The organism is Deltaproteobacteria bacterium (genome assembly GCA_016875395.1).
GTDB lineage: Bacteria > Myxococcota_A > UBA9160 > UBA9160 > UBA6930 > VGRF01.
In genome coordinates this window covers 74,664-87,364 of the sequence record VGRF01000003.1, presented here as the reverse complement: position 1 = coordinate 87,364, position 12,701 = coordinate 74,664, and the positions used below count along the sequence as shown (strand labels likewise).

Here is a 12,701-nt window from a genome sequence, read left to right as displayed (position 1 = left end):
CTCGCCGTCATCGACGTGAGCGACGACGCGCCCGCTGCGACCGTCGTGCCGCTCGACGCGCTCAGCCCCGAGGCGCTGCGCGGCCTGATCGAGAGCTTCGTGCTGCGCGAGGGCACGGACTACGGCGCGGTGGAGCGCAGCCACGAGCAGAAGATCGCCGACGTGATGCGCCAGCTGAAGCGCGGCGAAGCGAGGATCGAGTTCGACGCGAAGACCGAGACGGTGAACATCGTCGCGGTGCGTTGACGGCTACGCCTCGCGCGCCCACAACTGGTGCGCGAACACGCCGGCGCGCGCTTCGATCGCGGCGAGCGCGTCGAGGATCGCGTCCTCGCGGAAGCGCCGGCCGACGATCTGCACCGCGCAGGGCAGGCCGTTCGCGAAGCCGGCGGGGACGACGCCCGCTGGCAGCCCGAGGTAGTTCACGCCGTAGCTGTAGATCAGCGCGTCCATCACGTCCTTCGTCTGCGCAGGGCCTTCGGCGTCGTAGTTCCAATCGTACGTGGGGCGCATCAGGAACGGCGTCAGCACGAGCGGGTAGTCCTCGAGGAACACGCTCCACGCGCGCGTCATGCGCGTGCGCTCGGCGACGCCCGCGAGGTAGCCCGCGCCGTCGACGCGCTCCCCGAGCGCCTCGTACCACGCGAAGCTGTTACGGATCGCCGGGCTGCCAACGCGCTCGGCGATCGGGAAGACCAGCTGCTTCATCTCCGCGAGCGCGACCGAGAACCACGCGCGCGCCGGCTCGGTGATCGGCGGCGGCTCGACCTCCTCGACCTGATAACCGGCATCCGCGAGCCACGCGGCGGCGCGCTCGAGCGCGGCGCGAATCTCGGGATGCAGCGCGTAGCCGTGCGCGTTCTTCGTGAACGCGACGCGAATCGGCCGCGCCAGCGCCTCGCCGATCCATGGCGCCGGCACCCACCACGGGTCGCGCGCGTCGCGCTGCGCCATCACCTCGGTCGCGACGCGCACGTCGCGCACCTCGCGGCAGATCGCGCCTTGCACCGACATCAGCTGCGCGAGCAGGCCGCGCTCCGCCGTCGCCGAGGGATTGAACGCGGGCACGCGGCCCTGCGTGGGCTTCACCGTCGCGACGCCGCACGCGAACGCCGGGATGCGCAGCGAGCCGCCGATGTCGTTGCCGTGATGGATCGCGCCGAAGCCCGCCGCGGCTGCAGCGCCCGCGCCGCCCGAGGAGCCGCCCGGCGACGCGTCCGGGTGCCACGGGTTCACGGTGCGCCCGTGCAGCGGGTTGTCCGTGGTCACGCGCAGCGAGAACTCCGGCACGTTCGTGCTGCCCACGCAGATCGCACCCGCGCGCTTCAGGTTGCGCACGAGCGGCGAGTCGTCGGGGGCAACGATCGACTCGAAGGCGGGGACACCGTTCGGTGTCGGCTTGCCCACCTGGTCGACGTTCGACTTGATCGTGACCGGTACGCCGTGCAGCGGCCCGACGGCGCGCCCCGCCGCGAGCTCCGCGTCGGCACGCGCCGCGGCGGCGAGCGCCTCCTCGCCGAAGTCGTAGACGATCGCGTTCAGCGCGGGATTCTTCGCGCGTATGCGCGCGACGACCGACTCCATCACCTCGCGGCACGAGTACCGCCGTGCGCGAATGCCCTCCGCTTGCTCGCACGCGCTCAGCTTCCAGAGATCGTCTGCCACGAGCTCTCCTTGCTAGGTACGAGGCTGCCGCCGCATCAGCCACCAATGCGGACCGCCCGTCGGCGCCTCGGTCTCGTGCACCACCTCGAAGCCGTGCTTGCGGTAGAAGGGCACGTTGCGCGCCTTCTGCGTCTCGAGGTAGGCGGGCAGTCCCTCGCGGTCGCACTCGGCGAGCACCGGCTGCATCAGCTCGCCGCCGACGCCGCGACCTTGATGCGGCGGGTCGACGCCGAGAATCATCAAGTACCAGTGCGGCTCGGGCATCAGGCGCTCATGCAACTCGCCGAGGTGGCTCATGTTCTGTCCGAAGCGGGTCAGCGCCTCCAGGCCGAGTCGGCGCGGCGCGTCGCTGAAGCCCGCAGCGGCGAACGCTTCGTCCGACAGCGACGGAGTCCCAGGCGGCATCCACACCGCGGCGCCTGTGACCCGCGCGTCCGTGTGTACGCGTCCGACGCCGAGCACCGCGCGCACGCCGACCGAGAAGAACCAAGGCGATTCGCGGAAGCGGTGATCGGGGTCCGGGAACGCGTAGCTGATGAACGGGTCGTCGAAGAACGAGCGCGCGAGCACGAAGCCGGCGTGCTCGATCTGCGTCTCGCGAAGCGGCAGCACGGTGCTCACGGCGGACTCCTCGGCGCGCGGCCCGAGCATGACGCAGGTGCGCGGGTTGCCGCTGCCCGCACGCGGACCTAACACGCGTTCATGCCGGTCGCCGACTGCGCGGGCCTCGCGATCCACTACGAGTGCTTCGGCGCGGGCGCACCGCTCGTGCTCGCGCACGGCTGGGGCTCCGACCTCGCGCACAACTGGGTCGCGACGGGCTGGGTAGAGGCGCTCGCCGCGCAGCGCCGCGTGATCGCGCTCGACTCGCGCGGCCACGGCCGCAGCGCGAAGCCGCGCGAGCAGCGCCTGTACGGCTATCGCGCGATGTCGCGCGACGTGATCGCGGTGCTCGACCATGCGGGCGTCTCGCGCGCGGACTTCTTCGGCTACTCGCTCGGCGCATTCCTCGGCGGGTGCCTGCTCGCCGACGAGCCCGCGCGCTTCCGCGCGTTCGTGCTCGGCGGCATCGGCGACGAGACGCCGGAGAGCGCCGCGGCGGGAGCGGAGATCGCGCGAGCGCTGCGCGGCGAGCCGACGTCGCACCCGCTCGCGCAGGCGACGCGCGCGTTCGTCGCGCAGAACCCGGCCAGCGACTTCGAGGCGCTCGCGCTCTCGGCGGCGGAGATGTGGCCGCAGGGCTACCCGCGCGCGCTGGGCGGCGCCGCGCTCGCAGAGGCGCGGGCGCCCGTGCTGATCGTGAACGGGGCGGAGGATCGGCCCTACGTCGCGACCGACTCGCTGCTCGCCGCCGCGATCCCGAGCGCGCGGCTGGTGCGCATCCCCGAGCGCGACCACCTCTCCGTCGTGGCGGATGCGGGCTTCCAGCGCGTCGTGTGCGAATTCCTCGCCGAGGTCGAGCGCGCGCGCTGAGCGGCGATTTGCGCCGCCCTGAGAACTCGTGACAGCGTCTCGCCATGAGCGCGGAAACGGCGAGCGCGGCGAGCCCGAGCGAGGGCTATCGCCGCTACGCGCTCGGTCTGCTGCTCACGGTCTACGTCTTCAACTTCCTCGACCGGCAGATCCTCACGATCTTGAACCCGGCGATCTCGCGCGACTTGCAGCTGAGCGACGGCGCGCTCGGCTTTCTCGCCGGCCCGGTCTTCGCGCTCTTCTACACGACCGCGGGCATTCCGATCGCGCGCTGGGCGGACATCGGGGTGCGGCGCTCGATCATCGCGCTCGCGTTGTTCGTGTGGAGCGCGATGACGGCGCTCTCCGGGCTCGCGCAGAACCTCGGTCACATCGCGTTCGCGCGGCTCGGCGTCGGCCTCGGCGAGGCGGGCGGCACGCCGCCGGCGCACTCGATCATCTCGGACTTGTTTCCGCCCGAGCGCCGCGCCTCGGCGCTCTCCACCTACGCGCTCGGCGTCTCGATCGGCGGCGCGCTCGGCTTGTTGTTAGGGGGATGGCTCGAGGAGTGGATTGGCTGGCGCTGGACCTTCGCCGCGGTGGGCCTGCCCGGCATCGCGCTCGCGCTCGTCGTGCGGCTCACGCTGCGCGAGCCGCCGCGCACGCACGCCGCGAGCCGCGCCAGCATGCTCGAGGGCTTCACGTTCATGGCGAAGCGCCGCTCGTTCGTGCACATGGCGAGCGGCGCGGCGCTGCTCGCCTTCAGCGGCTACGGCACCGGCGCCTTCAGCGCCGTGTTCCTCGAGCGCGTGCATCACCTCTCGACGGGCGAGGTCGGCAGCTGGCTCGGCGGCATCGCGCTCGGCGCAGGCGCGCTCGGCACCTGGCTCGGCGGCGCGCTCTCCGATCGCTTCGGCCGCGCCGACGCGCGCTGGTATCTCGGCCTGCCCGCGATCGCCGCGCTGCTGAGCCTCCCGTTCAGCGCGCTCTACTACCTCTGGCCCGAGGGCCGCACCGCGATCGTGCTGTCCGCGCCCGCGTCCGTGTTCGGGATCATGTACCTCGGCCCCACCTTCGCGATGACGCAGGGCCTCGTGCGCCCCGAGATGCGCGCGCTCGCTTCGGCCGTGCTCTTGTTCGTGATCAACGCGATCGGCCTCGGTCTCGGCCCGCTCTTCGTCGGCCTGCTCTCGGACGCGATCACGCCGCGCTTCGGAGTCGACGCGATCCGCTACGCGTCACTCGCGACAGCCGTCGTCAGCACGATCTGGGCCGCCGCGCACTACGCGCTCGGCACGCGCACCTTGCGGGAGGAGCTGCGCGCGGTGGCGTGAGCGCTCAGCGGCCGCCCGTCACGTCGAGCAGCGCGCCGGTCACGTAGCTCGCGGCCGGCGAGAGCAGCCACACGATCGACTCCGCGATCTCCTCCGGCGTGCCGGCGCGCTTCATCGGGATCGTGGGCGCGATGCGGTCGGGGCGGCCGGGCTCGCCGGTGCTGGCGTGGATGTCCGTAACGACCAGCCCAGCGCGCACCGCGTTCACGCGCACGCCTTCGTCGGCGACTTCGCGCGCGAGGCCGAGCGTGAAAGTGTCGAGCGCGCCTTTGGTCGCGGCGTAGTCGACGAACTCGTTCGGTGAGCCGAGCCGCGACGCGCCGGAAGACACGTTCACGATCGCGCCGCCCGCGCCGCCGTGCCGCGTCGACATGCGCTTCAGTGCTTCGCGCGCGCACAGGAACGGCGCGATCGCGTTTACGCCGAACACCCAGCGCAGGCGCTCCTCCGTCATCGCCTCGACGCGCGCTTGCACCGCGCACACCCCGGCGTTGTTCACGAGCGCGTTCATGCGCCCGAGCCGCGCGTCTACTTCCGCGAACACGCGCACGACATCCGCTTCGCGCGCGACGTCGCCTTGCAGCGCGAGCGCGCGCCCGCCCGCGCGCGTGATCTCCGCGACCACCGCGTGCGCCGCCGCTTCGTCGCGCAGCCAGTTCACCGCGACCGCGAAACCGTGCGCGGCGGCGAGTCTCGCCGTGGCGGCGCCGATGCCGCGCGATGCGCCCGTGACGAGGGCGACTGCTTGATTCGTCGTGGTCATGCGCTCCGTGCTGCTCCGCTTTGCCCCAGCGTCGCACGCCGCGGCGCCGCGCGCGCCGGTCGTGCAGCCGTTCTGGGCTGCTGCGCGCCGTGCCTTCGCTGTCATAGCGTCGCAGCCTCGAACCACAGCGCGCCGCGCGCGCGAGGAGGCCGCGATGTCTGCGACGATCCAGACCGTCACTGGCAGGATTCGACCCGAGCAGCTCGGCCGCACGCTCATGCACGAGCACGTGCTGGTCGGTTACCCCGGCGTGGAGGTCGACTGGATCCGCCCCGGCATGTCGCGCAGCGAGATGCTCGCGCGCGCTGCGGACAAGATCGAAGAGATGAAGGCCGAGGGCATCGCGGCGATGATCGATCCGTGCCCGGTCGACCTCGGCCGCGACATCGAGCTGATCGCCGAGGTCTCGCAGCGCGCGAAGTTTCCGATCGTCGCGGCGACCGGCCTCTACCACGAGCACGAAGGCGGCTCGCCGCACTGGAAGTCGCGCGCGGCCTTCGCCGGCCCGCAAGAGAACGCGATGGCGGAGCTGTTCATCAAGGAGCTGACGGAGGGCGTGGGAAGGAGCGGGATCAAGCCCGGCATCATCAAGGTCGCGACCAGCGCGGGAGTGATTACGGAGTACGAGAAGACGACGCTGCGCGCGGCCGCGAAGGCGTCGATCGCGACGAACACGCCGATCACGTCGCACACCGACCGCGGCACGATGGGCCCCGAGCAGCAGCAGTTCCTGAAGGACCTCGGCGTGCCCGCGCACCGCATCGTGGTCGGCCACTGCTGCGGCACGAGCGATACCGACTACCACATGCAGATCGTGCGCGGCGGCTCGTACCTCGGCTTCGACCGCTTCGGCCTCGACGTCGTGCATCCCGACAAGGAGCGCGTCGCCTCGCTGCTGCGCCTGATCAGGAACGGTGCGGCGTCGCGCGTCGTCGTCTCGCACGACAGCGTGTGGTGCTGGAAGGGCGACCCGATCGGCAACCCCGCAGCGCTCGCGCAGATGGAGCAGGTGTGGACGCCGTCGCACTTCACGCGCCACATCGTTCCGCAGCTGCTCGAAGGCGGCGCCACGAAGGCCGACATCGACACGCTGCTCGTCCACAACCCGCGCAGGTACTTCGCCGGCGAGCCGCTCCCGCTACCGCGTTGACTACGCTCGGCTTCGCCTCGCTGCGCGCTTCGCTTGCGATTCCTCAACACCAAACAACCAAGGAGTTCTCATGTTCAGTCACGTCATGGTCGGCGCGAACGACGTCGCCGCCTCGAAGAAGTTCTACGACGCCGTGCTCGGTGCGCTCGGCCACAAGCCCGGCACGATGGACGACAAGGGCCGCTGCTTCTACTTCACGCCGGGCGGCATCTTCGCGATCACGAAGCCGATCAACGGCGCGGCGGCGAGCGCGGCGAACGGCGGCACGGTGGGCTTTGCCGCCGCGTCACCGGAGCAGGCGAAGGCCTGGCACGACGCCGGCGTCGCGAACGGCGGCAAGACCTGCGAGGACCCGCCGGGTGAGCGGCCGGGCTCGGGCATGTACCTCGCGTACCTGCGCGACCCGTCGGGCAACAAGATCTGCGCGCTGCATCGCATCAAGCGCTGAAGCGCGGGCCGAGAGCGCGCTCGCTCAGGCGACGAGCTTCGCCGCGAGCGAGCGCGCGTGGCGCCAGAGCAGCCACGCGGCGACGAGGTTGATCGTGGCTGCAGCGAACGAACCTGCGAAGCGTACGAACTGCCCGTCGCGCATCTCGCCCTTCGGATAAAGGCCGAGCGTGGTCGCCAGAGTGATCGCGGAGGCGGCGAGACCCACACCAACGCGCGCGAGCTGATTCATCGGGTTCGGCACCAGCGGCGTCATCGCGTCACCTCTTCTGTTGGCGGCGCAGGATATGCCCTCGCTGGACTACGCTCGCGGGCGTTCTCACCGCGAACGCCGAGGCCCCGCGATGACCGATCCCGCCGCGAGCGACCGCATCCTGCGCGTCGACCTCAGCGCGCAGAGCGTGCGCTTCGAGGCGTTCCCCGCGCACTGGCAGCTGCTCGGCGGCCGCGCGCTCGGGGCGCGCATGCTGCTCGAAGAATGCGATGCGCAGTGCGACCCGCTCGGGCCCGGCAACTTGTTGGTGATGGCGCCCGGCGTGATCTCGGGGACGATCGCACCGACCTCGGGGCGCATCTCGTTCAGCGCGAAGAGCCCGCTCACGCGCGGCACGAAGGAAGCGAACGCCGGCGGCGAGCCGGGGCAGCATCTGATGAAGCTCGGCATTCGCGCCATCGCCGTAACAGGTGCGGCGCCCGCGGGCCGGAGGCTCGCGCTCGAAGTCGACGCGAGCGGCGCGCGCCTCGTGCCCGCGGACGAGCTCGCATTCGCGCGCAACTACGCCTTGTGCGAGGCGCTCTCCGCCAAGTACGACGCGCGCGCCTCGTTCATCGTGACGGGGCCGGCGGGCGAGTACGGCATGAAGGGCGCGTCGATCGCGTGCACCGACAAGGGCGAGCGCCTGCCCACGCGCCACGCCGCGCGCGGCGGGCTCGGCGCGGTGATGGGGACGAAGGGCCTCAAGTACGTCGCGATCGATCCGGGCAAAGCGAAGACGCGCGCGCCCGCGGACGCGAAGAAGTTCAACGAGATTTGCAAGTCGTTCTCGAAGCACTACCTCGAGAAGGAGCAGATCTTCAACTACGGCACGAGTGTGTTCGTGGGCGCGGCGAACGTGCTGTTCTCGCTGCCCACGCACAACAGGCGTCATGGCCAGTCGCCCCACGCGCACTCGCTCGACGGCCAGCGCATCGTCGAGGGCTTCGCGACGCGCGGCGGCGGCATGCACAACTGCATGACGGGCTGCATCGTGCAGTGCAGCAACCGCGTGCACGACGCGAACGGCAACTACGTCACCTCCGCGCTCGAATTCGAGACGGTCGCGCTGCTCGGCTCGAACTGCGGGCTCGAGCACATCGACCAGGTCGCGAAGCTCGACCGCCTGTGCGACGACCTCGGCCTCGACACGATCGAGACGGGCGCTGCGATCGGCGTGTGGATGGACGCGGGGCGCCTCGCGTTCGGTGACGAAGCGGGCATGCACGCGCTCTTCGACGAGATCGCGCGGGGCAGCGAGCTCGGCATGCTGATCGGCAATGGCGCCGCGGCGGTGGGCGCGGCCACGGGCCACGCGCGCGTGCCCGTCGTGAAGGGGCAGTCGATCGCGGCGTGGGAGCCGCGCACGCTTCACGCCACCGGCGTTTGTTATGCCACGAGCGGGCAGGGCGCGGACCACACCGCCGGCCTCGTGCTCGATCCCTCGATCCCGCTGGACCAGCTCGCGCGCACTTCGCAGGAGCTGCAGCAGGTGATCGCCGCGAACGACTCCTCGGGCTGCTGCCACTTCCTGAAGACGACCCTCGACCATCTGCGCGCGCTCTACGGCGCGTTCTATGGCCGCGAGGTCTCGCGCGCGGAGATCGCCGACATGGCGTGGCGCATCCTCGAAGACGAGTGGGAGTTCAACCGCCGCGCCGGCATCACGCGCGAGGGCGACAAGCTGCCCGCGTGGATGGCGAAGGAGCCGCTCGGCCCCAACAACGCGGTGTGGGACGTGCCGGACGCGGTGATCCGCGCCGTGTACGAGCGCATGCCCGTGCGCGACGAGCTGTTCGCGATCAAGACCACTGCGTAGGAGCACGCGATGAATCTCACGCTGTTCACGGGAGCGAACCTCATCGACGGCAGCGGTGCCGCGCCGCGCCGCGAGGCGGTGCTCGTCGCGGGCGAGCGCATCGCCGCCCTCGGCGCCGAAGCGGAGAAGCGCGCCGCGGCGGAGAACGCGACGCGCGTCGACCTCAGCGGGCTCACGCTGATGCCGGGCCTGATCGACGCGCACTGTCACGTCACGTTCGACGAGCCCGTCAGCAACGACGAGCTGTTCTTCCACCGCCGCCCAGGCCTCGCCGCGATCATTGCGGCCTTCAACGTGCGCAAGTTGTTACTGGCCGGCGTGACGAGCTTCCTCGACGCCGACACGATCTTCGATCTCGGCATCGACCTGCGCGACGCGATCGACAGCGGGGCGGTGCTCGGCCCGCGCATGAGCACCGGCGCCCACGCACTGCTCACCTCGGTCGGCGGCACCGCGGGCCGCTTGTTCCCCGACGAGGGCGAGCGCGGCTACGCGCAGATCGTCGGCACGAAGGACGAGATCGTGCGCGAGGTGCGGCGCCAGATCAAAGCGGGCGTGGACTGGATCAAGGTGCACGCGACCGGGCTCTACCCGCGGCAGCGCGAGCAGGGCGAGATCCAGGTGTGGAGCCTCGACGAGCTGCGCACCGTGGTCGGCGCGGCGCACGACCTCGGCGTGCCGGTCGTCGCGCACTGCCGCAACAGCTCGTCCACGCGCGACTGCGCGATCGCCGGCGTGGATCTGATCCTGCACGCGACGTTCATGCAAGACGACGCGCTCGACGCCGTCGTGAAGCGCAAGGTGCCGCTCGTCCCCACGCTCACCTTCCAGGTGAACCTCGCCGAGCACGGCGCAAAGGTGGGCAGCGATCCCGCGCTGATGGAGCTGTTCCGCCGCGAGATCTCCGGCAGCGCCGGCGCGCTCCGCCGCGCCTACGACGCGGGCGTGCCCCTGCTATGCGGCAGCGAGAGCGGCTTCTCCCTAACACCTTACGGCCACTGGCACTGGCGCGAGCTGGAGGTGTTCGTGAAGCACCTCGGCCTCTCGCCGCTCGAAGCGATCCGCTGCGCCACCGCGAACGGCGCCTTTGCGATGCGCAGGCCCGGCGAGCTGGGCGCGATCAAAGCCGGCGCGTACGCGGACCTGCTCGCCGTCGACGGCGACCCGAGCGCCGACGTCGCGGTGCTCGGGCGCCGCGAGAAGATTCGCGGCGTGTGGAAGGGCGGCGTCGCGACGGACCTCACGCAGCCGTGGCCCACGCGCGCGCCGATCTCGGGCGAGCGCGTGAGCCACTACTCGCGGCAGGTGCTGACGCGGGAGATGGCGGAGGGGTGATGCAAACGCTGCCGATTTTGCTCACGGTGGTTGCACTCGGGGCGCTCACGCCAAGCGGCGCCCTCAGCCAAGAGCGTGTCGACAACAGTGACGGCACATACACCATCGATGGGGCCGGTCCGTTCGTGCCGATGGGATTCGTCGTCCTTCGTTCGACGCGCGACTACGCGGACGCACTGCGCTTCGCGAAACGCGCAAGCCGCTGGCTCGACGTTCCCCTCGACCTGCGCGGCCTGATTCACGACCCGGAGCACGGCCTGACTTGGTCGCGTGAATCGTGCGCCGAGGATCCCTTGTATCCGTATCCGTGTTACACGGCCCGCGGACGCTGGGAAGGCACGAAGCACTACGTCTCGATCGAGCGCTCCGACGCCTACCGGTCGATGCGCCCCGGATTCTTCGTCGTGATCGCGGCGACCGGGGAACCCAAAGAGATGCAGGCCTTCGCCGTGTCCGTTCGCAAGAAAATTCCGGATGCGTACGCGAAGGCCGAGGACGTCTACCACGGCTGCCTCCACTGACATGCAGTCGGTCACGCTCTCCCGCTTCGAGGACGTCGAAGCCGCCTTCCGCCACCCCGCGCTGCGGCAGGCGCTCTACGACGAGGGCGCAGTCGTTACGGCGGACACGCTGCTTGCGCTGCACGGCGAGGCGCACCTCGCGCGGCGGCGGCTCGAAGCGCGCGTGCTGAAGGCGGACGTGTTCCGCGAGTACGAGCGCGAGGTGGTGCCGCACGCGATCGCGGATGCGCTGGCGGCGTGCGTGCAGCACGGGCGCGTCGACGCGGTCGCGTTCGGGCGGCGCGCGGCTTTTCATCTCACCGCGCGCATCACCGGCATCGACGTTGCGCCCGCGCAGCACGCGGACCTGCTGCGCCTCGTCACGAAGTTCGGCGAGGGCGCGACGCTCGTGCACTCGAAGCGCGACAAGGAGGAAGTGCGCGCCGAGGTGCGCGCGGCGCTGGAGGAGCTCGACGCGACCTTCCTGCGCGCCGCGATCGCGCGGCGCCGCGCGTTGCTCGAGCAGCTCGGTGCGGGCGCGATTGCCGATGGCGCGCTGCCGCGGGACGTGCTCACCGTGTTGTTACGGAACGAGGATCGCCTCGCGCTGCCGCCGGACGTGGTGCGCCGCGAGGTCGCGTTCTTCCTGCAGGCCGGCGCGCACTCCACCTCGAACGCGCTCGCGCACGCCCTGCACGAGCTGTTCGAGCACGGCGCGCGCGCGCCGGCGGACCTCGCGCGCGCACGGCGCGACGCGCTCTTCCTGCAGCGCTGCATCCACGAGGCGCTGCGCCTGCATCCCGCGAGCCCCGTCGCGTGGCGGCGCGCGGTGGAGCCGTGCGAGGTCGCGGGCGCCCAGCTCACGCCCGACGTGCTGCTCGTGCTCGACATGGACGCCGCGAACCGCGACCCGCGCGTGTTCGGCGCCGACGCGAAGGAGTTCCTCCCGGAGCGTTCGCTGCCGCCGGGCGTGCTGCCGTTCGGCGTCACGTTTGGGCCGGGCCTGCACGCGTGCATGGGGCGCGACCTCGCGGCCGGAACCGTGACACGCGGCGAAGGCGAGCGCCTGCTCGGCTCGCTCACGCTGTTCGCCCACGCGCTGCTCGCGCGCGGCGCACGCCGCGATCCCGCGCAGCCGCCCGTTCCCGACGCGAACACGGCGCGCAAGAACTGGGCGCGCTACCCGCTCGTGCTGGAGGATGCCGCGTGAGGTCGATGCTCGTTACGGGCGCTGCGGGTGGCATCGGGCGCGCCATCGCCGAGCGCGCGAGCGCCGCGGGCTACCGCGTGGGCGTGCTCGATCTTCAGGCCGACGCGACGCGCGCGGCCTCAGCCACGATCGCGAACGCGGTGCCGCTCGTCGCGAACGTCTCGGACGAGGCGCAGGTCGAGGCCGCGCTCGATGCATTCGGCGCGTGCGACGTGTGGGTGAGCAACGCGGGCATCGTGCGCTTCGGGCCGCTCGCCGAGCTTCCCCTCGCGGAGTTTCGCGCCGCGGTCGACGTGAACCTCGTGGGCACGTTCGTCGGCGCGCGCGCGGCAGCGAAGCGCATGATCGCGCGCGGACACGGCGGTGCGATCGTGAACATCACCTCGATGAACGGCGTCGTCGCGGGCCCGACCTCGGGCGCGTACGCCGCGACGAAGGCGGGCGTCGCGCTGCTCACGCAGCAGATGGCGCTCGAGTGGGGGCGCTTCGGCATTCGCGCCAACTCGGTCGCGCCGGGCCTGATCGATGCGGGCATGAGCGCGCGCATCCTCGCGGATCCGGCCGTACGCCGCGCGCGCGAGGAGCGGATCCCACTCGGGCGCCTCGGCACCGGCGACGACATCGCGCGCGCCGTGCTCTTCCTCGCGAGCGACGAGGCGAGCTACGTGACGGGGCAGAACCTGCTCGTCGACGGCGGCGTCACGCACAGCATCATCGCCCACCTGCCGCGGCCTGCTCACGTGGAGCGCGGGGAGTGAGCCGCGACGCGCGCG

Annotated in this window: 14 protein-coding genes; 10 read left to right on the top strand and 4 right to left on the bottom strand. The window is 71.5% G+C overall.

All coding sequences use genetic code 11. The features are described 5' to 3' along the window. Positions 1-15: 15 nt before the first annotated feature. A complete protein-coding gene (locus FJ091_03805) occupies positions 16-246 on the top strand; it encodes a YheU family protein (protein ID MBM4382476.1) in 231 nt (76 codons plus the stop codon). Between the two features lie 3 nt (positions 247-249). Here the strand turns inward: FJ091_03805 and FJ091_03800 are convergent, their stop codons facing one another. After that, positions 250-1,665, bottom strand: coding sequence for an amidase (locus tag FJ091_03800; GenBank protein MBM4382475.1), 1,416 nt, complete (start codon positions 1,663-1,665; stop codon positions 250-252). A 12-nt stretch (positions 1,666-1,677) separates the two neighbouring features. Further along, positions 1,678-2,286, bottom strand: coding sequence for a GNAT family N-acetyltransferase (locus tag FJ091_03795; protein ID MBM4382474.1), 609 nt, complete (start codon positions 2,284-2,286; stop codon positions 1,678-1,680). 81 nt (positions 2,287-2,367) lie between these two features. Here FJ091_03795 and FJ091_03790 point away from each other — a divergent pair, with 81 nt between their 5' ends. Beyond that, positions 2,368-3,138, top strand: coding sequence for an alpha/beta fold hydrolase (locus FJ091_03790; GenBank protein MBM4382473.1), 771 nt, complete (start codon positions 2,368-2,370; stop codon positions 3,136-3,138). Positions 3,139-3,182: 44 nt separating this feature from the next. After that, complete coding sequence (locus FJ091_03785; protein MBM4382472.1) at positions 3,183-4,451, top strand: MFS transporter; 1,269 nt, start codon at positions 3,183-3,185, stop codon at positions 4,449-4,451. A 4-nt stretch (positions 4,452-4,455) separates the two neighbouring features. On the opposite strand, the gene FJ091_03780 is transcribed toward FJ091_03785, so the two are convergent. After that, positions 4,456-5,214 (bottom strand): SDR family oxidoreductase, encoded by a 759-nt coding sequence (locus FJ091_03780; GenBank protein MBM4382471.1) that lies wholly within the window; start codon positions 5,212-5,214, stop codon positions 4,456-4,458. 154 nt (positions 5,215-5,368) lie between these two features. On the opposite strand from FJ091_03780, the gene FJ091_03775 reads away from it, so the two are divergent. Together FJ091_03775 and FJ091_03770 are read left to right on the top strand one after the other, a co-directional pair. Further along, positions 5,369-6,364, top strand: a complete 996-nt coding sequence (locus tag FJ091_03775) for a phosphotriesterase (GenBank protein MBM4382470.1) — start codon at positions 5,369-5,371, stop codon at positions 6,362-6,364. 70 nt (positions 6,365-6,434) lie between these two features. Next, positions 6,435-6,812: a VOC family protein gene (locus FJ091_03770; protein ID MBM4382469.1), complete on the top strand. Its 378-nt coding sequence runs from the start codon at positions 6,435-6,437 to the stop codon at positions 6,810-6,812. 24 nt (positions 6,813-6,836) lie between these two features. Here the strand turns inward: FJ091_03770 and FJ091_03765 are convergent, their stop codons facing one another. Next, complete coding sequence (locus FJ091_03765) at positions 6,837-7,067, bottom strand: hypothetical protein (protein ID MBM4382468.1); 231 nt, start codon at positions 7,065-7,067, stop codon at positions 6,837-6,839. Positions 7,068-7,155: 88 nt separating this feature from the next. Between FJ091_03765 and FJ091_03760 the strand changes: the two genes are divergently transcribed. Genes FJ091_03760 through FJ091_03740 form a run of 5 tightly spaced genes read left to right on the top strand, consistent with a single transcriptional unit; the run spans position 7,156 to position 12,686 of the window. Continuing rightward, on the top strand, positions 7,156-8,883 hold the full coding sequence (locus FJ091_03760; protein MBM4382467.1) for an aldehyde ferredoxin oxidoreductase: 1,728 nt from the start codon (positions 7,156-7,158) through the stop codon (positions 8,881-8,883). 9 nt (positions 8,884-8,892) lie between these two features. After that, positions 8,893-10,218, top strand: coding sequence for an amidohydrolase family protein (locus tag FJ091_03755; GenBank protein MBM4382466.1), 1,326 nt, complete (start codon positions 8,893-8,895; stop codon positions 10,216-10,218). Then, positions 10,218-10,739 carry a hypothetical protein gene (locus tag FJ091_03750; protein ID MBM4382465.1) on the top strand — a complete coding sequence of 174 codons (522 nt, stop codon included), beginning with the start codon at positions 10,218-10,220 and terminating at the stop codon, positions 10,737-10,739. The genes FJ091_03755 and FJ091_03750 overlap by 1 nt, the downstream gene beginning before the upstream one ends. Position 10,740: 1 nt before the next feature. Beyond that, positions 10,741-11,928, top strand: a complete 1,188-nt coding sequence (locus FJ091_03745; protein MBM4382464.1) for a cytochrome P450 — start codon at positions 10,741-10,743, stop codon at positions 11,926-11,928. 5 nt (positions 11,929-11,933) lie between these two features. Continuing rightward, the gene (locus FJ091_03740) at positions 11,934-12,686 is read left to right on the top strand and encodes an SDR family oxidoreductase (protein MBM4382463.1); all 753 of its coding nucleotides are present in this window, start codon (positions 11,934-11,936) and stop codon (positions 12,684-12,686) included. Positions 12,687-12,701: the final 15 nt, after the last annotated feature.

Excerpts from the sequence above, each read along its gene's own strand:
- FJ091_03750 (MBM4382465.1), top strand. The coding sequence starts at position 10,218 with ATGCAAACGCTGCCGATTTTGCTCACGGTGGTTGCACTCGGGGCGCTC.
- FJ091_03770 (MBM4382469.1), top strand. The coding sequence starts at position 6,435 with ATGTTCAGTCACGTCATGGTCGGCGCGAACGACGTCGCCGCCTCGAAG.
- FJ091_03785 (MBM4382472.1), top strand. The coding sequence starts at position 3,183 with ATGAGCGCGGAAACGGCGAGCGCGGCGAGCCCGAGCGAGGGCTATCGC.
- FJ091_03780 (MBM4382471.1), bottom strand. The coding sequence starts at position 5,214 with ATGACCACGACGAATCAAGCAGTCGCCCTCGTCACGGGCGCATCGCGC.
- FJ091_03745 (MBM4382464.1), top strand. The coding sequence starts at position 10,741 with ATGCAGTCGGTCACGCTCTCCCGCTTCGAGGACGTCGAAGCCGCCTTC.
- FJ091_03740 (MBM4382463.1), top strand. The coding sequence starts at position 11,934 with ATGCTCGTTACGGGCGCTGCGGGTGGCATCGGGCGCGCCATCGCCGAG.
- FJ091_03790 (MBM4382473.1), top strand. The coding sequence starts at position 2,368 with ATGCCGGTCGCCGACTGCGCGGGCCTCGCGATCCACTACGAGTGCTTC.
- FJ091_03765 (MBM4382468.1), bottom strand. The coding sequence starts at position 7,067 with ATGACGCCGCTGGTGCCGAACCCGATGAATCAGCTCGCGCGCGTTGGT.
- FJ091_03760 (MBM4382467.1), top strand. The coding sequence starts at position 7,156 with ATGACCGATCCCGCCGCGAGCGACCGCATCCTGCGCGTCGACCTCAGC.
- FJ091_03755 (MBM4382466.1), top strand. The coding sequence starts at position 8,893 with ATGAATCTCACGCTGTTCACGGGAGCGAACCTCATCGACGGCAGCGGT.
- FJ091_03775 (MBM4382470.1), top strand. The coding sequence starts at position 5,369 with ATGTCTGCGACGATCCAGACCGTCACTGGCAGGATTCGACCCGAGCAG.